Annotated in this window: 22 protein-coding genes; 11 read left to right on the top strand and 11 right to left on the bottom strand. The window is 54.2% G+C overall.

Annotated features, from left to right (window positions below; translation table 11 throughout):
* Positions 1-11: 11 nt before the first annotated feature.
* On the bottom strand, positions 12-1,271 hold the full coding sequence (gene envC / locus ACO7SM_RS00435; RefSeq protein ID WP_490471005.1) for a murein hydrolase activator EnvC: 1,260 nt from the start codon (positions 1,269-1,271) through the stop codon (positions 12-14).
* 33 nt (positions 1,272-1,304) lie between these two features.
* Positions 1,305-2,849, bottom strand: coding sequence for a 2,3-bisphosphoglycerate-independent phosphoglycerate mutase (gene gpmM, locus ACO7SM_RS00440; RefSeq protein ID WP_490469274.1), 1,545 nt, complete (start codon positions 2,847-2,849; stop codon positions 1,305-1,307).
* A gap of 248 nt (positions 2,850-3,097) precedes the next feature.
* Between gpmM and ACO7SM_RS00445 the strand changes: the two genes are divergently transcribed.
* The 5 genes from ACO7SM_RS00445 to cysE all read left to right on the top strand — a co-directional run bounded on the left by ACO7SM_RS00445 (position 3,098) and on the right by cysE (position 6,256).
* Positions 3,098-3,529, top strand: coding sequence for a rhodanese-like domain-containing protein (locus ACO7SM_RS00445; protein ID WP_203359590.1), 432 nt, complete (start codon positions 3,098-3,100; stop codon positions 3,527-3,529).
* Positions 3,530-3,554: 25 nt separating this feature from the next.
* The gene (gene grxC / locus ACO7SM_RS00450; protein WP_152400605.1) at positions 3,555-3,806 is read left to right on the top strand and encodes a glutaredoxin 3; all 252 of its coding nucleotides are present in this window, start codon (positions 3,555-3,557) and stop codon (positions 3,804-3,806) included.
* A 62-nt stretch (positions 3,807-3,868) separates the two neighbouring features.
* On the top strand, positions 3,869-4,336 hold the full coding sequence (gene secB / locus ACO7SM_RS00455) for a protein-export chaperone SecB (protein WP_003024155.1): 468 nt from the start codon (positions 3,869-3,871) through the stop codon (positions 4,334-4,336).
* On the top strand, positions 4,336-5,355 hold the full coding sequence (gene gpsA, locus ACO7SM_RS00460) for an NAD(P)H-dependent glycerol-3-phosphate dehydrogenase (protein ID WP_490469275.1): 1,020 nt from the start codon (positions 4,336-4,338) through the stop codon (positions 5,353-5,355). The genes secB and gpsA overlap by 1 nt, the downstream gene beginning before the upstream one ends.
* Before the next feature lie 79 nt (positions 5,356-5,434).
* Positions 5,435-6,256, top strand: coding sequence for a serine O-acetyltransferase (cysE, locus tag ACO7SM_RS00465; protein WP_192614113.1), 822 nt, complete (start codon positions 5,435-5,437; stop codon positions 6,254-6,256).
* Positions 6,257-6,484: 228 nt separating this feature from the next.
* On the opposite strand, the gene trmL is transcribed toward cysE, so the two are convergent.
* From trmL to ACO7SM_RS00495, 6 genes are all read right to left on the bottom strand, one after another.
* Entirely contained in the window at positions 6,485-6,958 is a 474-nt protein-coding gene (gene trmL, locus ACO7SM_RS00470; protein WP_490469276.1) for a tRNA (uridine(34)/cytosine(34)/5-carboxymethylaminomethyluridine(34)-2'-O)-methyltransferase TrmL, read from the bottom strand.
* Between the two features lie 46 nt (positions 6,959-7,004).
* A complete protein-coding gene (locus tag ACO7SM_RS00475) occupies positions 7,005-8,345 on the bottom strand; it encodes an MFS transporter (RefSeq protein WP_490469277.1) in 1,341 nt (446 codons plus the stop codon).
* 197 nt (positions 8,346-8,542) lie between these two features.
* Positions 8,543-9,733: an FMN-dependent L-lactate dehydrogenase LldD gene (lldD, locus tag ACO7SM_RS00480; RefSeq protein ID WP_490469278.1), complete on the bottom strand. Its 1,191-nt coding sequence runs from the start codon at positions 9,731-9,733 to the stop codon at positions 8,543-8,545.
* Positions 9,730-10,506 (bottom strand): transcriptional regulator LldR, encoded by a 777-nt coding sequence (gene lldR / locus ACO7SM_RS00485; protein ID WP_490469279.1) that lies wholly within the window; start codon positions 10,504-10,506, stop codon positions 9,730-9,732. Before lldR ends, lldD begins: the two co-directional genes overlap by 4 nt.
* On the bottom strand, positions 10,503-12,158 hold the full coding sequence (gene lldP, locus ACO7SM_RS00490; protein WP_490469280.1) for an L-lactate permease: 1,656 nt from the start codon (positions 12,156-12,158) through the stop codon (positions 10,503-10,505). The genes lldR and lldP overlap by 4 nt, the downstream gene beginning before the upstream one ends.
* Positions 12,159-12,411: 253 nt before the next feature.
* Positions 12,412-12,774, bottom strand: coding sequence for a YibL family ribosome-associated protein (locus tag ACO7SM_RS00495; protein ID WP_203359596.1), 363 nt, complete (start codon positions 12,772-12,774; stop codon positions 12,412-12,414).
* 289 nt (positions 12,775-13,063) lie between these two features.
* Here ACO7SM_RS00495 and ACO7SM_RS00500 point away from each other — a divergent pair, with 289 nt between their 5' ends.
* A complete protein-coding gene (locus ACO7SM_RS00500; RefSeq protein ID WP_490469281.1) occupies positions 13,064-13,273 on the top strand; it encodes a hypothetical protein in 210 nt (69 codons plus the stop codon).
* A gap of 12 nt (positions 13,274-13,285) precedes the next feature.
* Here ACO7SM_RS00500 and mtlR read toward each other — a convergent pair whose 3' ends face one another.
* From mtlR to mtlA, 3 genes are all read right to left on the bottom strand, one after another.
* Complete coding sequence (mtlR, locus tag ACO7SM_RS00505) at positions 13,286-13,873, bottom strand: mannitol operon repressor MtlR (RefSeq protein ID WP_490471006.1); 588 nt, start codon at positions 13,871-13,873, stop codon at positions 13,286-13,288.
* A 5-nt stretch (positions 13,874-13,878) separates the two neighbouring features.
* Positions 13,879-15,024 (bottom strand): mannitol-1-phosphate 5-dehydrogenase, encoded by a 1,146-nt coding sequence (gene mtlD / locus ACO7SM_RS00510; protein WP_490469282.1) that lies wholly within the window; start codon positions 15,022-15,024, stop codon positions 13,879-13,881.
* A 143-nt stretch (positions 15,025-15,167) separates the two neighbouring features.
* Positions 15,168-17,084 carry a PTS mannitol transporter subunit IICBA gene (mtlA, locus tag ACO7SM_RS00515; RefSeq protein ID WP_490469283.1) on the bottom strand — a complete coding sequence of 639 codons (1,917 nt, stop codon included), beginning with the start codon at positions 17,082-17,084 and terminating at the stop codon, positions 15,168-15,170.
* Positions 17,085-17,619: 535 nt separating this feature from the next.
* Between mtlA and ACO7SM_RS00520 the strand changes: the two genes are divergently transcribed.
* The 5 genes from ACO7SM_RS00520 to selB all read left to right on the top strand — a co-directional run bounded on the left by ACO7SM_RS00520 (position 17,620) and on the right by selB (position 23,155).
* Positions 17,620-17,982, top strand: coding sequence for a DUF3302 domain-containing protein (locus ACO7SM_RS00520; RefSeq protein ID WP_490471007.1), 363 nt, complete (start codon positions 17,620-17,622; stop codon positions 17,980-17,982).
* Positions 17,983-17,984: 2 nt separating this feature from the next.
* Positions 17,985-19,121, top strand: a complete 1,137-nt coding sequence (locus ACO7SM_RS00525; RefSeq protein WP_490469284.1) for an HlyD family secretion protein — start codon at positions 17,985-17,987, stop codon at positions 19,119-19,121.
* Between the two features lie 91 nt (positions 19,122-19,212).
* Positions 19,213-19,821 carry a glutathione S-transferase gene (locus ACO7SM_RS00530; protein ID WP_203359600.1) on the top strand — a complete coding sequence of 203 codons (609 nt, stop codon included), beginning with the start codon at positions 19,213-19,215 and terminating at the stop codon, positions 19,819-19,821.
* A gap of 98 nt (positions 19,822-19,919) precedes the next feature.
* Positions 19,920-21,311, top strand: coding sequence for an L-seryl-tRNA(Sec) selenium transferase (gene selA / locus ACO7SM_RS00535; RefSeq protein ID WP_490469285.1), 1,392 nt, complete (start codon positions 19,920-19,922; stop codon positions 21,309-21,311).
* Entirely contained in the window at positions 21,308-23,155 is a 1,848-nt protein-coding gene (selB, locus tag ACO7SM_RS00540) for a selenocysteine-specific translation elongation factor (protein ID WP_490469286.1), read from the top strand. Before selA ends, selB begins: the two co-directional genes overlap by 4 nt.
* Positions 23,156-23,281 lie beyond the last annotated feature (126 nt).

Consider the following 23,281-nt stretch of genomic DNA (forward strand, 5'->3'; position numbering starts at 1 on the left):
TGAGGCAAAACTTATCTTCCCAACCACGGCTGTGGATTGACGGCCTGACCCTGGCGACGAATTTCGAAATAGAGCGCTGGTCGACCCTGACCACCGCTGCTGCCAACCAGCGCAATAGGCTGACCCGCGCGCACTTGTGTACCAACACTGACCAGCGCACTCTGATTGTAACCGTAAAGGCTCATGTCGCCTTTGCCGTGTTCTACAACAACAACCAGACCGTAACCCTGTAGCCAGTCCGCCAGAATGACCCGGCCATCCGAAATGGCTTTCACTTCGGTGCCTTCAGACGCACCGATAACCATCCCCTTCCACCGTAGCTCACCCTGCAGTTGTTCGCCATAACGATGCAACGTTGGACCGCGTACTGGCCAGAATGCCTGGCCGCGAGGCGCACCCAGACCGCCGGTACGTGAAATCAGTGATTTTTCGCTTTCGGTAGGTTTATAGGTTGTGCCTTTGCGAGTCGCTTCCTGTTGGCGATTACGCACGGCTTGCGCCTCGTTGGCTTCACGTTCAGCCCGCGCTTTTGCTGCGGCTTCTGCCCGTGCAAGGCTGTTGCGCAGGCGGGATTCGTTAGCGCGCATTTCGCTCAACTGCTGTTGGCCTTGCTGAATCGATGATTCCAGCCCGGAGAGCGTTTTTTGGCGCTCGCTGCGCGCCTGTTCCAGTTTGGCCTGTTGAGCGCGCTGTTCGTACAGCAACGTCTGCTGCTGGCTTTGCTTCTCTTCCAGCTCGGCCTTTTGCGAGGTCACTTCTTCGCGGGTTTGTTTCAGTTCAGCGATGGTTTCCTGACGCGCCTGGTTCAAATAACCAAAGTAGGCTTGCAGACGCTGTCCACGCTGGCTCTCTTCGCCGCTGAGAATCAACTGAATTCCGGTATGCTCGCCCTGGCGAAATGCGGCATCAAGCTGCGCGGCGAGGCTGCGTTCCTGACTGGCTTTTTGTTTCTCCAGTTTGGCAATGGACGCATTCATCTCGGCGATCTGTTTATTCAACTGGGCGAGGGTATTCTGGGTTTCACGCAGTTGACGGGCGGCGGCAGAAATGGCTTCTTCCTGGGCTTTTAACTGCGCAAGCAGGCTTGAACGCTGCTGCTGCTGCTGACGCACGGCGCGTTCTTTCGCGGCGATGTCTGCCTGAATGGATTTGAGTTGGTCACGCTCATCCGCGTGTGCGGAAAAGGCGCACAACAATACGCCAGCGCTAATCACGCTGGCGTAGATCAGGGGCCTGACTGAAAACCTTTGCGGTTTCACGGCCCATGTAATGGAATTAAACGCCTTTCCCCTCATGGGGAGGGATTATTCCACGATGAACAGCGGCTTACCAGTCATCTCTTGCGGGATTTCCATACCCATCAGCGTCAGCATGGTCGGCGCGATATCGGAAAGTTTACCGCCTTCTATCGCTTTCACGTTTTTAGCACCGACATAAATCAGCGGAACAGGCAGGTTGGTGTGCGCGGTATGCGCCTGACCCGTCGCCGGATCGCGCATTTGTTCAGCGTTGCCGTGGTCAGCGGTGATCAGCAACTGGCCGCCAACGGACTCAACGGCTTTGGTCACTTGCTCAACGCAGTGATCCAGCGCTTCAACCGCTTTAACCGCCGCGTCCATCACACCGGTGTGACCCACCATATCGCCGTTCGGATAGTTACAGATGATGGTGTCGTATTTACCGCTCTCGATGGCGGCAACCAGTTTTTCGGTCAGCTCAGCGGAGCTCATTTCTGGCTGCAGGTCGTAGGTCGCCACTTTCGGCGAGTTGATCAGAATGCGATCTTCGCCTTTGAACGGCTCTTCAACGCCGCCGTTGAAGAAGAAGGTCACGTGTGCATACTTCTCGGTTTCAGAGATACGCAACTGAGTTTTGTCGTTCTTCGCCATCCACTCGCCGAGGGTGTTCGCCAGCGATGCGGGCGGGTAAGCCACTGCGGTTTTGATGTCGGCCGCATATTCGGTCAGCATCACGAAGTTCAGATTGACCACTTTCTTACGGGCGAAGCCGTCGAAGTCAGCGTTAACAAATGCGCGGGTAATTTCGCGGGCACGGTCAGCACGGAAGTTCATGAAAATCAGCGTATCGCCATCTTCCATCGCTGCGTCGGGCTGGCCTTCTGCACGAATCACGGTGGCTTTGACGAATTCGTCGTTTTCGTCACGCGCATAGGCGGCCTGCAGGCCTGCAACAGCGGTGTCGGTCTGGAATTCGCCCTGTGCCAGCGTCATCAGGTCATACGCTTGTTCAACGCGATCCCAACGGTTGTCACGGTCCATTGCATAGTAACGACCGATGATAGACGCTACGCGCCCTTTGCCCAGTGCGGCAAATTTGTCTTCGAATTTTTTCAGCGAGGATTCAGCGCTGCGTGGCGGAGTATCACGACCATCGAGGAAGGCGTGCAGGTAGATTTTCTCTGCGCCGCGCTCGGCGGCCATTTCCACCATCGCCAGGATGTGATCTTCGTGGCTGTGTACGCCGCCCGCAGACAGCAGACCCATGATGTGTACGGCTTTACCGGTGTTTTTCGCCTGATCAACGGCAGCGGTCAGCGTTGGGTTCGCAAAGAAAGTGCGTTCTTTAATTTCAACGTCCAGGCGAGTCAGATCCTGATACACGATGCGGCCTGCGCCCAGGTTGACGTGGCCCACTTCAGAGTTACCCATCTGACGGTCAGGCAGACCCACTTCCAGACCGGAAGCATCGATCAGGGTATGCGGACGTTTTGCCCACAGAGCATCCATTACTGGGGTTTTGGCATTAAAAATGGCGTTATCCTGGCTGTCTTCGCGATAGCCATAGCCATCCAGGATCACCAGTACCATAGGTTTTTTAGAAACCGACATTGCGACAACCTCATACTCAAGAGACAAAAATAATTGCGTAATTTTACTACAGCTGAATCGATAAAATAGCCTCAGAAGATCAAAGAATGAAGTAGAGCGGTCTGAGGATGGCGCGGATTTACGGTTTTTTTTCCGTAGCACCCCGCAAAAATGCAATCCATTGCACGCTCTGGCTGTATTTGCGACAACGCGCAGGTATACTTCTTCCCTGGTTTTTTTAATCACTGAGTCGGGAGTTGTTACCCCCCATGCAAGAAATTATGCAATTTGTTGGCCGCCATCCTGTTCTAAGTATCGCCTGGATTGCGTTACTGGTGGCGGTATTATTCACCACGTTCAAAGGCCTGACCTCGAAAGTGAAGGTGATTACACGCGGCGAAGCGACACGTCTTATCAATAAAGAAGATGCCGTTGTTGTGGATTTACGTCAGCGCGACGACTTCCGCAAAGGCCATATCGCGGGCTCCACTAACCTGCTGCCGAGCGAAATTAAAGCCAACAACGTCGGCGAGCTTGAGAAGCACAAAGACAAACCGGTTATCGTGGTGGATGGCTCTGGCATGCAGTGCCAGGACTCTGCAACCGCGCTGATTAAAGCCGGTTTTGAGAAAGTATTTGTGCTGAAAGAAGGTGTTGCAGGCTGGAGTGGTGAAAACCTGCCTCTGGTACGCGGTAAGTAAGCTGTAGGTAAACAGGAGCAAAGTCATGGCCAATATTGAAATCTACACCAAAGCGACCTGCCCGTTTTGCCATCGTGCAAAAGCGCTGCTGAGCAGTAAGGGTGTGAGTTTCCAGGAACTTCCAATTGATGGCGATGCTGTTAAGCGTGAAGAGATGATCAAGCGTAGTGGTCGTACGACGGTTCCGCAGATTTTTATTGATGCGCAGCATATCGGTGGGTGTGACGACTTGTATGCGTTGGATGCGCGTGGTGGACTGGATCCCCTGCTGAGCTAACGCACGTCGTTAACATTGCATCAAGACAGTATTAAAGGACAACATTAAAGGGTTTTCTAAACATGTCAGAACAAAACAACACTGAAATGGCTTTCCAGATCCAACGTATTTATACCAAGGATGTCTCTTTCGAAGCGCCAAATGCGCCGCATGTTTTCCAGAAAGATTGGCAGCCAGAGGTTAAACTTGATCTTGATACGGCATCAACCCAACTGGCAGATGACGTGTATGAAGTTGTGCTGCGTGTCACCGTAACGGCTTCCCTGGGTGAAGAAACGGCGTTCCTGTGTGAAGTTCAGCAGGGCGGTATTTTCTCCATCAGTGGTATTGAAGGGACTCAAATGGCGCATTGCCTGGGTGCATACTGCCCGAACATTCTGTTCCCGTATGCCCGCGAATGCATCACCAGCCTGGTTTCCCGCGGTACATTCCCGCAACTGAACCTTGCGCCGGTCAACTTTGATGCGCTGTTCATGAACTATTTACAGCAGCAGGCTGGCGAAGGTACTGAAGAACATCAGGATGCCTGATGAACCAAAGTAATGCTTCAATGACTGTGATCGGTGCCGGCTCGTACGGCACCGCTCTTGCCATCACGCTGGCAAGAAATGGCCACCAGGTTGTCCTGTGGGGCCATGATCCTAAACATATCGCGACCCTTGAACACGATCGCTGTAATGTCGCGTTCCTCCCTGATGTGCCTTTTCCTGACTCGCTGCGCCTGGAAAGTGACTTAGCCACTGCGCTGGCGGCCAGCCGTAATATTCTGGTCGTGGTGCCGAGCCATGTCTTTGGTGAAGTTCTGCGTCAGGTAAAACCGTTGATGCGCCCGGATGCGCGCCTGGTATGGGCGACAAAAGGTCTGGAAGCGGAGACGGGACGCCTGTTGCAGGATGTCGCGCGCGAAGCGTTAGGGCCGGAAATTCCGCTTGCGGTTATCTCTGGCCCAACGTTTGCCAAAGAGCTGGCCGCAGGTTTACCGACGGCGATTTCCCTGGCCTCAACGGATGACACGTTTGCTGACGACCTGCAGCAATTGCTGCACTGCGGTAAAAGTTTCCGTGTCTACAACAACCCGGATTTCATTGGCGTACAGTTGGGCGGCGCGGTGAAAAACGTGATTGCGATTGGCGCGGGAATGTCCGACGGTATCGGTTTTGGCGCCAATGCGCGTACAGCGCTTATCACCCGTGGGCTGACCGAAATGTCACGTTTGGGGGCAGCTCTGGGCGCCGATCCGACCACCTTTATGGGGATGGCTGGGTTAGGCGATCTGGTTCTGACCTGTACTGACAACCAGTCGCGTAACCGCCGCTTTGGCATGATGCTCGGACAGGGCATGGATGTTCAGGGTGCGCAGGACAAGATTGGTCAGGTGGTTGAAGGCTATCGCAATACGAAAGAAGTTCGTGAATTGGCGCACCGTTTTGGTGTCGAAATGCCAATAACCGAGGAAATTTATCAAGTATTGTATTGCGGAAAAAACGCGCGCGAGGCAGCATTGACGTTATTAGGTCGTGCACGCAAGGATGAGCTGAGCCGCCACTAGCCGCAAGGATCTGTCATCACAAAATGACCCGGCCCGCGAAGAACGAGCCGGTCGTTAGCCTCAATACCTGGAGTCTGCAATGCCGTGTGAAGAACTGGATATCGTCTGGAACAATATTAAAGCCGAAGCCCGTCAACTTGCGGACTGTGAGCCGATGCTGGCCAGTTTTTACCACGCCACGCTACTCAAGCATGAAAATCTGGGCAGTGCGCTCAGTTATATGCTGGCGAATAAACTGGCTTCGCCCATCATGCCCGCGATAGCCATACGTGAAGTGGTGGAAGAAGCCTACGCGGCAGACCCGGAAATGATCGCTTCGGCGGCGTGCGATATTCAGGCGGTGCGCACGCGCGACCCGGCAGTCGATAAATACTCAACCCCGCTTTTGTACCTGAAGGGTTTTCATGCCCTGCAGGCGTACCGTATTGGTCACTGGCTGTGGAATGAAGGTCGCCGGGCGCTGGCGATTTTCCTGCAAAATCAGGTATCAGTGAGCTTCCAGGTTGATATTCACCCGGCGGCCAAAATTGGCCGTGGGATTATGCTCGATCACGCCACCGGGATAGTGGTGGGTGAAACAGCCGTCATTGAAAACGATGTTTCCATCCTGCAATCCGTTACGCTGGGCGGAACTGGTAAATCGGGCGGCGACCGCCATCCGAAAATTCGTGAAGGCGTGATGATTGGCGCAGGGGCGAAAATCCTCGGCAATATTGAAGTCGGGCGCGGCGCGAAGATTGGCGCAGGTTCCGTCGTATTGCAGCCTGTTCCGCCGCACACCACCGCCGCGGGCGTTCCGGCACGTATTGTCGGTAAACCTGACAGCGATAAGCCGTCCATGGATATGGATCAGCATTTCAACGGGATACATCATACGTTTGAGTTCGGCGACGGTATCTGATTTCACGCCCGGTGGCGATACGCTTACCGGGCCTACAAGTTCACCGGTCGGGTAAGCGCAGCGCCACCCGACTGACTGCGCCGATAACGCCCGAAAAATACATAGCAAATGCGTTCACCGGTCGGGTAAGCGCAGCGCCATCCGACTGACGGCGCCGATAACGCCCGAAAAATACATAGCAAATGCGTTAGTAGGTCGGATAAGGCGTCAGCCGCCATCCGACAAAAATCAGCTCCGCAATACCGCGCCGGGATATCCCAGCTGTCTCCACGCTTCATACACCACCACTGACACGGCATTTGACAGGTTCATACTGCGGCTGTCCGGCATCATTGGAATGCGAATTTTTTGTTCAGCGGGTAGGGCATCAAGAATACTGGCTGGCAGACCTCGGGTTTCCGGCCCAAACATCAGATAGTCGCCATCCTGATAGCTGACTGCGCTGTGTGCTGGTGTCCCTTTGGTGGTCAGTGCAAACAGACGCTGGGGATTTTCCTCCGCCACAAAAGCGTCGTAATCGTGGTGGCGCTTTACTGCGGTGAACTCATGATAATCCAGCCCTGCGCGGCGCAAGCGCTTGTCGTCCCAGGTGAACCCCATCGGTTCAATAATGTGCAGACGAAAGCCGGTATTGGCGCAAAGACGAATGATGTTGCCGGTATTTGGCGGGATTTCTGGTTCGAATAGAACGATGTTTAGCATACTGCCCCCTTGAGTGCGGGGGGCAGAATAGCAGAAATCACCCGTATTATGCGACGGTCAGGCGTTGTAGCTTGTAGCGTTGCAGCTTATAAAGTGTGGCGGCGGCGGCCACGAGCGCCGGCAGGCTGAGAAACATCAGAATACTGTCGGCCTGCCATTGCAGAGAGAGCAACTGCGCGCTGGTCATGGTGCCTGCCACGCCGCCAAAGCGTCCGACGCCCTGCATCCAGGCGATACCCGTTGCGCGACAGTGGGTAGGATAGAACGTTGCTGCCAGCGTCTGTAGGCCGGATTGCGCGCCGTTCATGGTGATCCCCATCAGGAAGATCAGCGCGCCAAACAGGATGATATGGTTGTTTTCAAACCCGAGCGCAAGGGCGAACAGCATGGTCAGGATAAAACCGGTGGTGACCACTTTGTGCGCTTCCCAGCGGTCCATCATCCAGCCTGCCAGCAGGATCCCTGCGGTGCCGCCGAAGGTGAACAGCGAGGTGAGCCACGCCGATTCTGCAAGCGGGTAGCCCATTCCCAGCATCAGCGTCGGCATCCAGCTCAAGAGCACGTAATAGATAACCAGCCCCATAAAGTAGGTCGTCCAGAGCATCAACGTGCCGGGTAACCAGGGCATACTGAACAGTTGCGCCACGCTGCCTTTTTTGTCTGCGGTGCGTTCTTCATCCAGATAAAACTGGGTGACCTGCTCAAGATTGCCCGTGATGAAACGCTGGGCGACACGTCTGATTTGCGCGATGTCTTTACCACGATGCACCAGGTATTTGACCGACTCCGGCAGGAATAGCACCAGTAATACGGTTAAGACCAACGGGGCGATAGCACCCGCCAGCAGCACACTGTGCCAGCCGTAGTGGGGGATAAGCCAGGAAGATATCGCCCCGCCGCCCGCCGCGCCGAGAGGAAAACCGCAGTACATCGCGTTAATCGTCATCGAACGGCAACGCTTTGGCGCAAATTCAGATACTAACGTAATGGCGTTGGGCATCGCGGCACCCAGTCCGAGCCCGGTGAGGAACCGCCAGAGCGTGAGCATATTCAGCGATTGCGCATACGCGGTGCCCAGACTGGCAAGGCCGAAAAACAGACAGGAAAAGACCAGCACGCGCTTACGCCCCATGCGATCTGACATCGGCCCGGCAACCAGCGCCCCGAGTGACAGCCCCAGCAGTGCAGCGCTTAATACCGGCCCGAGATCCTGCTTCTGAATCCCCCAGTCGGCAGAGAGCGTGGGCGCAATATAGCCCATCGCCGCCGTATCGAATCCGTCGATGGCCAGAACCAGAAACCCCAATACGATAATCACCCAGTGAAAGCGCGAAAAAGGAGTGTCATCTATTGCCTGCTGGATATTCACTTTGCCGGAATACACCATGTAACCCTCGCCCGTTGTGATGTTGGATGTGTGTGAATTGCTCTTGTATTTGCTTGTATATACATTTGCGATCGCGCAAAAAATTGTCAAATTAATTTGATGTAAATGTTAACTAATCGTTATTTTTGAATTAAAAATGGCCAGACTGAAAATCAGACCGGCCATTCGGAAACAGAGGATGTTAAGAGGGGACTGAGTTACGCAGCGTCACCACGGGTCAGTGACGTCAGCGTGGCAGGCAGGGTTTTTCCGAGCTCCTGCACCAGAGAATCGCGGCTGATGTCGCTAATCGTTTTCGCGCCGGTCAGCGTCATTGCCACTTTCATCTCTTTTTCGATCAGATTCAGTAAGTTGGCCACCCCCGCTTGTCCTGCCGTGGCCAGCGCGTATAGGTACGCACGTCCCAGCAGCACGGTATCAGCCCCCAGAGCGACCATACGTACGACGTCAAGACCGTTACGGATACCGCTGTCGGCCAGAATAGCGATATCGCCTTTAACGGCATCGGCAATGGCGGGCAGGGCGCGTGCGGAGGAGAGCACGCCATCGAGCTGACGACCGCCGTGGTTAGATACCACGATACCATCGGCACCGAAGCGCACCGCGTCGCGGGCATCTTCAGGATCAAGGATCCCTTTGATCACCATCGGGCCGTCCCAGAACTCACGGATCCACTCGAGGTCTTTCCAGGAGATAGAGGGATCGAAGTTGTTCGCCAGCCAGCCAATGTAATCTTCCAGTCCGGTCGGTTTACCCAGATAGGTGGAAATGTTGCCTAAATCGTGTGGGCGACCGTTCAGACCGACGTCCCACGCCCATTGTGGGTGGGTCACTGCCTGCCAGTAGCGGCGCAGCGCGGCATTTGGGCCGCTCATGCCTGAATGAGCATCACGGTAGCGCGCCCCCGGCGTTGGCATATCAACGGTAAAGACGAGGGTTGAGCAACCTGCTGCTTTCGCGCGTTCCAGCGCGTTGCGCATAAAGCCGCGGTCACGTAGCACGTAAAGCTGGAACCACATCGGGCGTTTGATGGTCGGCGCCACTTCTTCAATCGGGCAGACGGAAACGGTGGAAAGCGTAAACGGAATGCCGTGGGCGTCAGCGGCGGCGGCGGCCTGCACTTCGCCACGACGGGCGTACATACCACACAACCCGACCGGGGCTAAGGCAACCGGCATCGACAGCTTTTCATTAAACAGCGTGGTTTCCAGGCTTAAGTCAGACATGTTTTTCAGGACACGCTGGCGAAGTGCCACCTCAGACAAATCTTCCACGTTGCGGCGCAGGGTGTGTTCTGCGTAGGCACCGCCGTCAATATAGTGGAACAAGAAAGGGGGCAGAATGCGCTGGGCTGCGGCGCGATAATCGCTGGCTGCTGAGATAATCATGCTTTGTTCTCCCTGGAAATATCATTATGGTCTCCGGGCAGGCGGGTGATTCGTGCCTGGCGGGCTTGGTCTTCATCAAATCGTTTAATCGTGGTGTGGACAAAACCTAAGTGGGCCATCATCGCCTGACGTGCGCCTTCCGCGTCGCCTGCCACAATGGCGTCGAGAATGGCCTGATGCTGTTCTGTCAGACGGGCAAAGACTGGTGGAACCAGATACATACGCTGGCGGCTCTGTTTGACCGAAGAGTGCAGTACGTCGAAGAAACCGCGCATGGTCTGCAGCAGCACCACATTGTGCGACGCTTCGGCAATGGCGAGATGAAAGCGAACATCCGCCTGTGAGGCGATATCCGGGTCTTCACTCAGCGTGGCTTCAAAGCAGAGCTTAATTTTTTCTTTATCGATCTCCGTGGCGCGCATCGCGGCGTGCCAGGCGGTACTGGCTTCGATAGCGTGGCGGGCTTCCAGGATATCAAAACTGTAATCCGGGTCGTCTGCCATCAGGGTCTTCAGCGGCTGAACGATATTTTGTTCAGACCAGGTTTCATGCTGCCAGCGGACAAATGTCCCACCGCCGCGGCGGCTTAGCAGCACGCCCTCGCTCACCAGTTTTGCCAGCGCCTCGCGCAAGGAATTGCGCGACACGCCAAGCTGTACGGCCAACTGGCGCTCAGCGGGCAATTTCATGCCCGCTTCCAGCTGTTGTTCTTCAATCAGCGCCCGCACACGAGAAGCGACCTCGTCCGACAGGCGTCTGGGCATCACAATCATGGAATCATCCAGGTCAGGACATAGGCCTGAAGCGTGGTGATCACGCCCACCATACAGGTGAAAATCAGGCTGTGTTTAACGGTAAAACGGAACAGATCCGACTCTTTGCCGACCAGTCCGACCGCCGCACAGGCGATGGCGATGGACTGCGGCGAGATCATCTTGCCGGTAACGCCACCGGTGGTATTGGCGGCCACCATCAACACGTCAGAGACGCCGATTTGCTGAGCGGCAGTCGCCTGGAGCGCGGCAAACAACGCGTTCGAAGAGGTATCTGACCCGGTCAGGAATACCCCCAGCCAACCCAGGAACGGTGAGAAGAAGGTAAAAGCGCTGCCCGTGTGCGCCAGTGCCAATGCCAGCGTCGAGGAAAGGCCGGAATAGTTCGAGATAAAGGCGAAGGCCAGCACCATCCCGATGGAGTAAATCGGCAGCGCCAGATCTTTCAGGGTACTGCCGAAAGTCTGGAGGGCGGCAGACGGTTTCATTTTCAGCCAGACCACTGACAGCAATGCGGCAAACAGAATGGCGGTACCGGTGGCCGAGAACCAGTCGAACTTGTAGACCGCAGCGTAGGCGGTGGCTTCGTGTACCACCGGCGGCATACGGGCGACCAGTTTGTCGAGATACGGAACCGGAATGTTAATCACCCAGTGGTACATCGCGCCACCCGGCGCAAACAGCGCCTTAAACGGTGGGATACTCCACAGCGTCACGGTTGCGGTCAGGAACAGGAACGGTGACCAGGCGCGAACAACCTGACCCGCGGTGTAGTTTGTACGGGCCAGGGTCTGATCGACCTGTGACGCGCCCATATCGCCAAAGCGGAAGATGCGTACCGGCTGCCAGCGTTTCAGGAACAGGGTCAGGCACACCAGAGAAACCAGTGACGAGATGATGTCAGGCAGCTCCGGTCCAATAAAGTTAGAGCTCAGATACTGGGCGATGGCAAACGAACCGCCAGCCACCATGACCGCTGGCCAGGTTTCCTTCACGCCGCGCCAGCCGTCCATAATCGCCATGATCCAGAACAGCACGATAATTGTCAGAAACGGTAGCTGACGCCCCACCATCTGGCCTATTTCGAAGCTGTCCAGCCCGGTGACCTGACCGGCAACCAGAATAGGGATACCCATCGCGCCAAACGCCACAGGCGCGGTGTTCACTATCAGGCACAGTCCCGCTGCGTACAGCGGATTAAAACCCAGGCCGACAAGCAGCGCGGCGGTAATCGCTACCGGAGCGCCAAAACCTGCCGCTCCCTCAAGGAATGCGCCGAAGCAGAACCCGACAATCAGCATCTGCAAACGCTGGTCAGGGGAGATCGACAATATCGATGATCGGATGATGTCGAATTGGCCTGTTTTCACCGAGATTTTATAGACGAACACCGCGGCAATAATTATCCAGGCAATCGGCCACAGACCGTAGAAGAAGCCGTATACCACAGAGGCCAGCGCATGATCGACAGGCATTTTGTAGAACAGCAGCGCCACGGTTAGCGCTATAACCACCGTCCACGAGGCGGCAACATAGCCTTTCAGCTTGAGCTTAATCAGAGCGAAGAAAAAGAACAGAATGGGTAGCGATGCTATCAGACTGGAAAGCCAGATATTCCCGGCCGGATCGTAGTTTTGTTGCCAGAGATTCATTGCAGGTCTCCTGAGGGCCACGCACACAATGCAATGAGTCTGTGCTCATCTGTTGGTCACATTCTGTGTAAAAGTGGCCCTGCCAATATTGTTATGTAGGGGTAATGACAACAAATAGTTAACTAAATGTTATTTATTGGCAACGGTAGTGTAATGAAAATTTAGGGAAGTGTGAACCACTGGGCGGATTAGGTAAGAATTGGTAGGGCCAATCGAAGGGGCCGGGTAAGCATGGCAGTTACCCGGCTGAAGATCAGAATTCGGTCTTCGCGAAACCGGTCATCTCTTGCAGGTCCATTTCGCGACCTAACGCTGTCATCGGGTGTACGACCACCAGACCACGGACGCTTTTCTTCAGCTTGCCCATGTCAGCTTGTTCTTTTTTGGTAATCGCACGACGAAACGGCAGGTTCATCAATTTCTGTGCTTCTTTACTCAGCTTTTGGCTGTGAACGTCGCGCAAACGCGCAATTTCAGCTTCCAGAGTTGTTTTTTCTTGTTCCAGTTCAGCGTACTTCTCGGCGCCCTCGACCAGGGAGAGATCGGCCTGCTGGTGGCGGATGGCATCCAGGCGATCGCTGAGGCGTTTAATTTCGTTTTTTTCAATTTCTTTCATGGGATAGCTTCTGATGGAAATAGGATGAATATCTTATAGTATGCCCGCAGAGCGGTATTATTCACAACTAATGGGATAAAAATAATGAAACATGGTAAGTATTATGATGCTAATTATTTTGCGTAGCAGACTGATTAAATAAGATTTTTAGATTAAAAGGGGAGGATGTAAAGATTAATTAATCGGTTTACGATTAAGCACGTTTTCCTCAATGTCATTATTAATCTGATCCTAAACTGCAATAGGCAATCGCGTCTTTGAAACGCGGAGAATTCATGGAGGGTTTATCATGGGAAAAATCGGTGAGAATGCTTCAGTTCTTATTGATAAGACTGTAGATTTTATGGCTTCAAGTCAGGCTTTCCGGGAATATCTGAATAAAACACCACCGCGGAATGTTGTCCCTACTGAGGTACCGCAAGCGAATGTGGAGATGTATCTGCAGCGGCTGGAATATTATCGACAGATATACAGGCCAAAGCAGGACGAAAATCAGTAGGTCTGCGCCGGGCTATTTCTGAAATGCTTTTTTTAAGCTGATTTTGGAAATCAGCTCGGTCAGAGAAAGCACCATGGTTGAGCGCACTGCTTGTTGGTAGCGCTGAATTTGCATGGCATACAAACTGGGGTCAGAGGTGTCGAAATGCGGTGGCGGCGGAAGCGCCATCACGCAGTGTAGCTCGCCAAATGGCCCGAGGATTTCGTCGTCCGTAAATGCGTACTCATTGCCGTCGTGATTCAGTTCTTCACGCAGCGCCATCAATAGCTCAGCATCTTCATATTCTGGACGGCTGAGAACACCTAAGCCATAGATGAGCTTCAGACGCACAGAAAGATCGCCCAGCGGTCCGTCGCCGTCGAGCAACGGTTCAACAGCATATTTCACCGCGTAATCGTCTTTGCGGAATACCTGAAGCACCAGAATATTCACCGCCTCGGTGAGTAGATCCACGGCGGTGATCAGGAAACTTCGTACGGTTTTGCCAGCATTCAGACGTTCAAGCACACGGTTTTCAAAGGCCTGGGTTTGTTCCATTATTGGCTGCATATCTGACAATCTATTATTCAGGCGCAGGATGCCCTGCGCCTGGTACGGCATCATAATTACTTTGCGTTATACGCGCTAACCGCCTCGGCAACGACATCGCTATTAGCATCCAGTCCGGAAACCTGTGCCAGCGCCGCCTGCGGGCCTTTCTCTTCAATCAGTGCAGCCAGTTCCTGAGCCTGTGGGTCTTCATCGCTGCGATAGTGCATTGCGCCGGCAATCCCTTTGACCAGATTGGCATGCGGCAGTGCATATTCCAGCGTGCCGAGCAGCGGTTTGATCAGACGATCGCCTGCGCTCAGTTTACGCAGCGGCTGACGTCCCACACGCTCAACGTCATCTTTCAGATACGGGTTTTCAAAGCGACCGAGGATTTTCTGAATGTAAGCGGCGTGTTTATCTGCATCAAAGCCGTAGCGTTTGATCAGCACCGCGCCGCTCTCTTCCATCGCGCCTTTTACCACCGCACGGATTTTCTCATCGAGAATCGCGTCACGGATGGTCTGATGACCTGCCAATTTTCCGAGGTACGCGGTTATAGCATGCCCGGTGTTCAGCGTGAAGAGTTTACGTTCGACAAATGCCATCAGGTTATCAGTTAATTCCATACCTGGGATGTTTGGCAGTTCGCCTTTGAACTGAGTCTTGTCGACAATCCATTCGCTGAAGGTTTCTACGGTCACTTCCAGCGGATCGTTGGTGGCCGATGCTGAAGGCGGAACAATACGGTCTACGGCGGAATCCACAAAGCCCACATGTTGCTCAACCCAGGCTTTATCTTCCTCTGGCAGCGCATTCATCACATGGCCTTTCAGTTGGGTGGTGCCACGCACCATGTTTTCGCAGGCGATGATGTTCAGCGGGGTGTCGATGCCCTGCGCTTTGCGTTTCACCAGTCCTTTGGCGACCGCCGGTGCAATACGCTCCAGCACCACCGGCCCAACCGCAGTGGTCACGATATCGACGTGCGCGATCAGATCAATGACTTCGTCACCGATGCTGCTTACGGCATTCACGTTAGACACGGTTTCGACCTGCTCATTTTCACCCACAACATGAACCTGATAGCTATGACGGGCATTCAGGGCGTTGAGTACCACCTGATTTACATCCGCGAAAGTCAGTTGTATCCCCGCGTCGGCCAGCAGTTTGCCGATAAAGCCACGACCGATATTACCTGCGCCAAAATGTAATGCTTTCATAGTGTTAACCTTCATTAATGTTTTTACCCGAGAGGGCTGGGGTGAGGGACTGCGAGACGTTCCCCCTCACCCAAACCCTCTCCCGTTACGGGAGAGAGTAGGGCGTAGGCCCGATTAGGGTTAGCGTCATCGGGCTACGTGACTTACTTACAACCGGCCAGTAGTTCCAGAACTTCATCCACGCTGGTGGTGTGCGCCAGACGTTCGATCACGGATTCATCATCCAGTGCGTTGGTCAGGCTGGTAATCACCTGGATGTGCTCGTTGTTGCGCGCGGCGATACCAATCACCAGGCGGGCAATGTCGTCTTCTTCTTCGCCAAAGCGAACGCCTTCCGGGTACTGGCAGAACACTACGCCGGTTTTCAGCACGCGGTCTTTGGCTTCAACGGTGCCGTGCGGAACTGCGATAGACTCGCCCAGGTAGGTCGGGGTCAGCTTTTCACGCTCCAGCATCGCAGCAACGTATTCAGGCTCTACATAGCCGCCTTTCACCAGTTGCTCACCGGCAAAGAGAATGGCTTCTTCTTTCGTCGCCGCTTTGCGACCCAGGAAGATGTTTTCCGCACCCAGCTTGAACAGGTTGTTGTCGCCTTCGTCAAAGCTGTCTTTCAGATGATCGCGAACTTTCTCTTCGTTGACGTTGTGGCGCTGTGCCGCAACCAGACGCTCGGTCAGGCTCGAGTAGAGGCCGCTGTCGAGGAAGTTAGTCAGCGAAATATGCTGCGCCTGAGGCACCTGGCGCATCGCACGCTCGGTCAGGTCGCGGTGGGTGATCACCAGATCCACATCTGGCGGCAGGCTGTTGATTGCGCTGTTGGTGACGGAAATTTGGCTCAACCCTGCATCCTGCACTTTTTTACGCAGCACACCTGCACCCATGGCGCTGGAGCCCATACCGGCATCGCAGGCAACGATGATTTTACGCACGTGACTCAGGTCATTGGTGACATCACCTGCGGTCAGCGCAGAGGCACCTTTTGACTCGGCTTTCATGTCGTTCATACGACGAGTTGCCGCGTCAATATCGTCCTCTTCTTCTTTCACTTTGCTGGTTTTCAGCAGAATGGCAGAGACAACGAAGGAGACCGCCATCGCCGCACAGATTGCTGCGATGTTCGCGAAGTAGGCGCCTTTTGGCGTCATCGCCAGTACCGCCAGAATGGAACCCGGAGAGGCCGGAGAAACCAGACCGCCGTTGAGAATGGTCAGCGTGAACACACCCGTCATACCGCCAAGGATAACGGCGAGGATCAGACGTGGGTTCATCAGCACGTACGGGAAGTAAATTTCGTGGATACCGCCCAGGAAGTGGATGATTGCCGCACCGCCAGCAGACTGCTTAGCGCTGCCGCGACCGAAGAACATGTACGCCAGCAGAACGCCCATCCCCGGGCCCGGGTTCGCTTCAATCAGGAAGAAGATGGATTTGCCCATCTCATGGGACTGTTGAATGCCCAGAGGTGAGAAGATACCGTGGTTGATGGCGTTGTTGAGGAACAGGATTTTCGCCGGTTCAACGAAGATAGAGGCCAGCGGCAGCATGTCATGGACAACCATGAAGTTAACGCCAGCAGCCAGAATTTTGGACAGTGCTTCAACCAGTGGACCAATGCCGAGGAACGCCAGAATGGCGAGGATCATACCGATGATGCCAGCGGAGAAGTTATTCACCAGCATCTCAAAACCGGACTTGATCTTACCATCGACCCAGCTATCGAAATGTTTGATTGCCCAGCCACCCAGCGGGCCTGCGATCATCGCGCCGAGGAACATTGGCATATCCGCACCAACGATAACCCCCATCGTGGTGATGGCACCCACCACACCACCGCGATCGCCACCGACCAGACGGCCGCCGGTATAACCTATCAGTAACGGCAACAGGTAGGTGATCATCGGTCCAACAAGCTTCGCCAGCGTTTCGTTCGGCAACCACCCTGTTGGAATGAATAATGCGGTGATAATACCCCACGCGATAAACGCGCCGATATTTGGCATCACCATGTTGCTGAGGAATCGACCAAAGCTTTGCACTTTGATCTTAATATCGGATGACATAAAAACACCCCTTCTTATGTTGCTGTCGCGCAGGCCGGAAGCCCGAGGATTATTGTTAATGTGGCGGCAGAGGTAGCCGGACCCTGTAGATACAGCGAAATCTGGCACTGAATCGTTCAACTGTCCAGTCGACGACCTGTTGTGTGATTTTTGTCACATAACTATAGGGGGTAGGGCGGTATTTGATGTGATATCGATCACGATAAAGCAGTGTAAAAAAACAACAAAACCACCGAAGCGGCAAAAAATGGCAATTAAATGTGAAGCTGATCACTTTTTCTCTTTGGGTGTTTGTTGAATTTTTGTGATGCCAATCACAAGATATTTTTGTCGCGGCGACGCATGGACGTGTTCTATCAGAGGTTCTACCCTTCATTTAAACGCCCCTGAAATTGAGCAACCTCTCACCCTGAAAATTTAGCATTTCGTGCTATGGCGTAATTGATGATTTCGAATTATGTTCAAAACACCAGCCATGACATTCGTCGGCTGCCTGCAATTTAAAACTCTAATTAAACGTGAACGCGAGGCAGGTATGTTTCTAAATTATTTCGCGTTAGGAGTGTTGATCTTCGTTTTTCTGGTTCTGTTTTATGGAGTCATCGCGATTCACGATATCCCCTATTTGATTGCGAAAAAGCGTAATCACCCACATGCCGACGCCATCCACACGGCAGGCTGGGTAAGCTTATTTACGCTGCATATTATCTGGCCGTTTCTGTGGATTTGGGCAACGCTCTATCAGCCTGAACGAGGCTGGGGCATGCAATCCCACGTCAAACCGCCAGGGCAGGAACCTGACCCCGACATTGCCGCGCTGTCAGAGCGTATTACACAGCTAGAACAAAAACTGGCCCGGGTTCAAACCCCCGACGATGATTCCTCTGTGGAGCGCTAATCATGGATCTGCTGATTGTGTTGACCTACGTGGCGTTGGCGTGGGCGGTATTTAAGATTTTCAGGATCCCGGTCAATCAATGGACGTTGGCAACGGCAGCATTAGGCGGCGTATTTTTGGTGAGTGGGCTCATTCTCTTAATGAACTATAACCACCCCTACACTTTTACGGCACAGAAAGCGGTTATTTCCATCCCGATTACGCCGCAGGTCACCGGCATTGTGAGCGAAGTGACGGATAAAAATAATCAGTTGATTAATAAGGGCGAAGTGTTGTTTAAACTCGACCCTGTTCGTTATCAGGCGCGAGTCGATCGCCTGCAGGCTGACCTGGTGACGGCGACGCATAATATCCAGACGTTAAAAGCGCAGCTCTCTGAAGCGCAGGCGAATACCACGCGGGTAAGCGCCGAACGCGATCGGTTGTTCAAAGATTATCAACGTTACCTGAAAGGCAGTCAGGCGAAGGTGAATCCTTTCTCTGAAAGCGATATCGACAACGCGCGGCAAAACTATCTGGCGCAGGATGCCATGGTAAAAGCTTCCGTTGCGGAACAAGCGCAAATTCAGAGTCAGTTAGACAGTATGGTTAACGGCGAGCAGTCGCAGATAGTCAGCCTGAGAGCACAACTGGCAGAGGCCAAATATAACCTTGAACAAACGATTATTCGCGCGCCCAGCAACGGTTATGTTACCCAGGTGCTCATTCGCCCTGGCACCTACGCAGCCGCGCTACCGTTACGCCCGGTGATGGTGTTTATTCCTGAGCAAAAACGACAAATCGTAGCGCAATTCCGCCAAAACTCATTGTTACGTCTTGAAGCGGGTGATGATGCGGAAGTGGTGTTCAACGCGCTGCCAGGGCAAGTTTTTCACGGCAAACTGAACAGCGTTTTGCCGGTGGTTCCTGGCGGCTCTTACCAGGCTCAGGGGGCATTGCAGTCGCTGACGGTGGTTCCGGGAACGGATGGCGTCCTCGCACTGATTGATTTGGATCCGAACGCCGATGTAGAAGCATTACCCGACGGTATCTATGCGCAGGTGGCTGTTTACTCTGACCATTTCGCCCACGTGTCCGTCATGCGTAAGGTATTGCTGCGCATGACCAGTTGGATGCACTATCTCTATTTAGATCACTAATGAAATGAAAGGCAGGCGTGCGATAAGCATTACCTGCCTTTTGCTCAATCCTGAGCCATACTGATATTTTTGTTGGCAAAAAGGACTGAACATGAAACTCATCGGCAGCTACACCAGCCCATTTGTGCGCAAAATTTCCATTCTGTTGCTGGAAAAGGGCATCACCTTCGAATTTGTTAATGAACTCCCTTACAACGCAGAAAATAGTGTGGCGGATTACAACCCGCTGGGCAAAGTCCCCGCGCTGGTGACGGATGACGGGGAATTCTGGTTTGATTCGCCCATCATTGCGGAATATATCGAATTGCTGGATATCGCACCGGCAATGCTACCGCGTGAACCGATGGCGTCACTGAAAGTACGCCAGATTGAAGCGCTGGCGGACGGCATCATGGACGCCGGGCTGGTTTCTGTTCGTGAACAGGCGCGACCCGCAGCACAGCAATCAGAAACAGAACTGCTGCGCCAGCGGGAGAAGATCAACCGCAGCCTGGATGCGCTGGAGGGCTATCTCGCGAAGGGGACGATCACCACCGATACGGTGAACCTCGCCACTATCGCGATTGCCTGTGCGGTGGGCTATCTCAACTTCCGCCGCGTAGCGCCAGGCTGGTGTGTGGACAGGCCGCAGTTAGTCAAACTGGTTGAAACGCTCTTTAGTCGTGAAAGCTTCGCGCGCACGGAACCGCCAAAGGCTTGATACGCATTATGTCCGCCTGAATAAACTCACGGTACAATCCCCCCTATATCTACCTCCCTCTTCGCACCGGAGAGGGCCACCAACAGCCAGGCTTTTTCATGACAACCGAAACGCGTTCGCTTTACAGTCAGCTTCCCGCTATTGATCGCTTATTGCGTGATAGCGCCTTTCATACTTTGCGTGACATTCACGGGCATACCCAGTTGGTGGAGCTGCTTCGCCAGATGCTTGATGAAGCCAGAGAGATGATTCGGGACGCGCAGGCATTGCCGGTATGGAGTGAAAACTGGGCGCAAGAAGCGAAAGCCCGGCTGGAAAAAGCATCGCAAAGTGCGTTACGCCCGGTGTTCAACCTGACAGGAACGGTACTGCACACCAATCTCGGGCGTGCGATACAGGCGCAAGAGGCTATTGACGCCGTCGCAGATGCGATGCGCTCTCCGGTCACGCTGGAGTATGACCTGGATGATGCAGGACGTGGGCATCGCGATCGGGCGTTAGCTGACCTGTTGTGCCGCATCACCGGTGCGGAAGACGCCTGTATCGTCAATAACAACGCGGCGGCGGTGCTGCTGATGCTGGCAGCGATGGCCAGCGGCAAAGAGGTGGTTGTTTCCCGCGGTGAACTGGTCGAGATTGGCGGCGCATTTCGCATCCCGGATGTCATGCGTCAGGCCGGGTGTACGCTGCATGAGGTGGGGACGACCAATCGGACGCATGCAGAGGATTATCGCCAGGCGGTGAACGAGAACACCGGTCTGTTGATGAAAGTGCATACCAGCAACTACAGCATCGAAGGATTTACTCACTCGGTGGATGAAGCTGAATTAGCGGCCATCGGGATGGCGCGGGATATTCCGGTGGTGACCGATCTGGGGAGCGGTTCTCTGGTGGATCTGAGCCAGTATGGTTTGCCGAAAGAGCCGATGCCGCAGCAACTGATTGCGGCCGGCGTCAGCCTGGTGAGTTTTTCTGGCGACAAACTGCTGGGCGGGCCACAGGCCGGGATTATTGTCGGTAAGAAAGAGATGATTGCCCGTTTGCAACGTCACCCGCTGAAACGCGCGCTGCGGGCGGATAAAATGACCCTTGCGGCGCTGGAAGCGACGCTGCGTCTGTACCTGCACCCGGAAGCCTTAGCTGAGAAATTACCGACACTGCGGCTGTTAATCCGCAGCGAAGCGGCGATTCAGGCACAGGCGCAGCGGTTACAGACGTTGCTGGCCGCGCATTATGAAGGGGCGTTTGCCGTCAATGTCATGCCCTGTTTGTCGCAGATTGGCAGCGGTTCACTGCCGGTGGATCGGTTGCCCAGCGCGGCACTGACATTTACCCCGCATGATGGGCGGGGAAGCCATCTTGACGCGCTGGCGGCGCGCTGGCGTGCGCTGCCCACGCCCATCATTGGGCGAATTTACGATGGCCGCTTATGGCTGGATTTGCGCTGCCTTGAAGATGAAACCCGGTTTATGGAGTTGATGTTGAAATGATTATTGCCACTGCCGGACACGTTGACCACGGTAAAACAACGTTATTACAGGCGATTACGGGCGTGAATGCCGATCGTCTGCCTGAAGAGAAAAAGCGCGGCATGACCATCGACCTGGGGTATGCCTACTGGCCGCAGGCGGATGGCCGCGTGCTTGGGTTTATTGACGTTCCAGGCCACGAGAAATTTTTGTCTAACATGCTGGCGGGGGTGGGTGGTATTGACCACGCTCTGCTGGTGGTGGCCTGCGACGACGGCGTAATGGCGCAAACGCGCGAACATTTGCAGATCCTAAAACTGACGGGGAATCCGCAACTCACCGTCGCACTCACCAAAGCTGACCGCGTGGATGAAGCGCGAATTGACGAAGTGCGTGAAGAGATCCAGACGACGCTGGCCCACTATGGTTTTTCCGGGGCTGCGCTGTTTGTGACCGCCGCCAGTGAAGGGCGCGGCATTGACACGCTGCGTGAACATCTGCAGCAATTATCGACGCGTGCCCATGCAAGCAATCAGAGTTTCCGTCTGGCTCTCGATCGCGCCTTTACGGTGAAAGGGGCGGGACTGGTGGTGACCGGAACAGCGCTCAGTGGCGAGGTCAATGTCGGCGACACGTTGTGGCTCACTGGCGTGAATAAACCGATGCGTGTACGTAGTCTGCATGCGCAAAATCAGCCGACTGAGCATGCCCATGCCGGACAGCGTATCGCGTTGAACATCGCGGGCGACGCGGAAAAAGATCAACTGAACCGTGGCGACTGGCTGCTCTCCGATGCGCCGCCGGAGGCATTCACCCGCGTCATTGTCTCTTTAGAACAACAGGTGGCGCTCACGCAGTGGCAGCCACTGCATATTCACCATGCCGCCAGCCATGTGACCGGGCGTGTTTCTCTGCTGGAAGGTTCGCTGGCTGAACTGGTTTTTGATACTCCGCTCTGGCTTGCTGATAACGACCGCCTGGTATTGCGTGATATCTCCGCACGCGCCACGTTGGCGGGCGCGCGTGTTGTGATGCTCAATCCCCCGCGCCGCGGTAAACGTAAGCCCGATTATTTACAGTGGCTCTCGGCGTTGGAAAATGCGCAGGATGACAACGCCGCGCTGGCGATTCATCTGGAGCGTGGTGCCGTCAATTTGCCCGATTTTGCGTGGGCCCGCCAACTCAATGGCGAGGGTATGCGTCAACTTATTGGTAAGCCTGGTTTTATCCAGGCCGGATACAGCCTGTTGAACGCCCCTGTCGCCGCCCACTGGCAGCGTAAAATCCTCGATACGCTGGCGACCTACCATGAGCAGCATCGTGACGAACCGGGGCCTGGACGCGAGCGGCTGCGACGCATGGCGCTGCCAATGGAAGACGAAGCGCTGGTACTGTTACTGATCGAACGTATGCGGGAAAGCGGCGTTATTCATAGCCATCATGGGTGGCTGCATCTCCCCGATCACAAAGCGGGGTTCAGCGACGAGCAACAGGTCATTTGGCACAAAACCGAATCGCTGTTTGGCGATGAACCCTGGTGGGTGCGGGATCTGGCGCGGGAAACCGGAACTGACGAACAAATCATGCGTCAGGTATTACGACAAGCCGCGCAGCAAGGAATGATTACGGCAATCGTGAAAGATCGCTATTACCGCAATGATCGGATTGTCTCTTTTGCCAATTTGATCCGCGACCTGGATCGGGAAAAAGGCTCAACCTGTGCGGCTGATTTTCGTGATCGACTCAATGTTGGGCGAAAACTTGCTATTCAGATTCTGGAGTATTTTGACCGGATTGGTTTTACGCGTCGCCGGGGAAATGATCACCTGTTACGGGATGCTTTATTATTTCCTGAAAAGAAATGATATGATTAATATATGTACTACATAAATTAATACAAAAAATACATTGATTTGAAAAAAGCACGTTCAGTTATTAGCCGAATGTGCTTTTTTATTTTAGTCATTATGAAAAAAATAACGCTGATCATA

It is taken from the genome of Citrobacter sp. LJND-P06 (genome assembly GCF_058188415.1).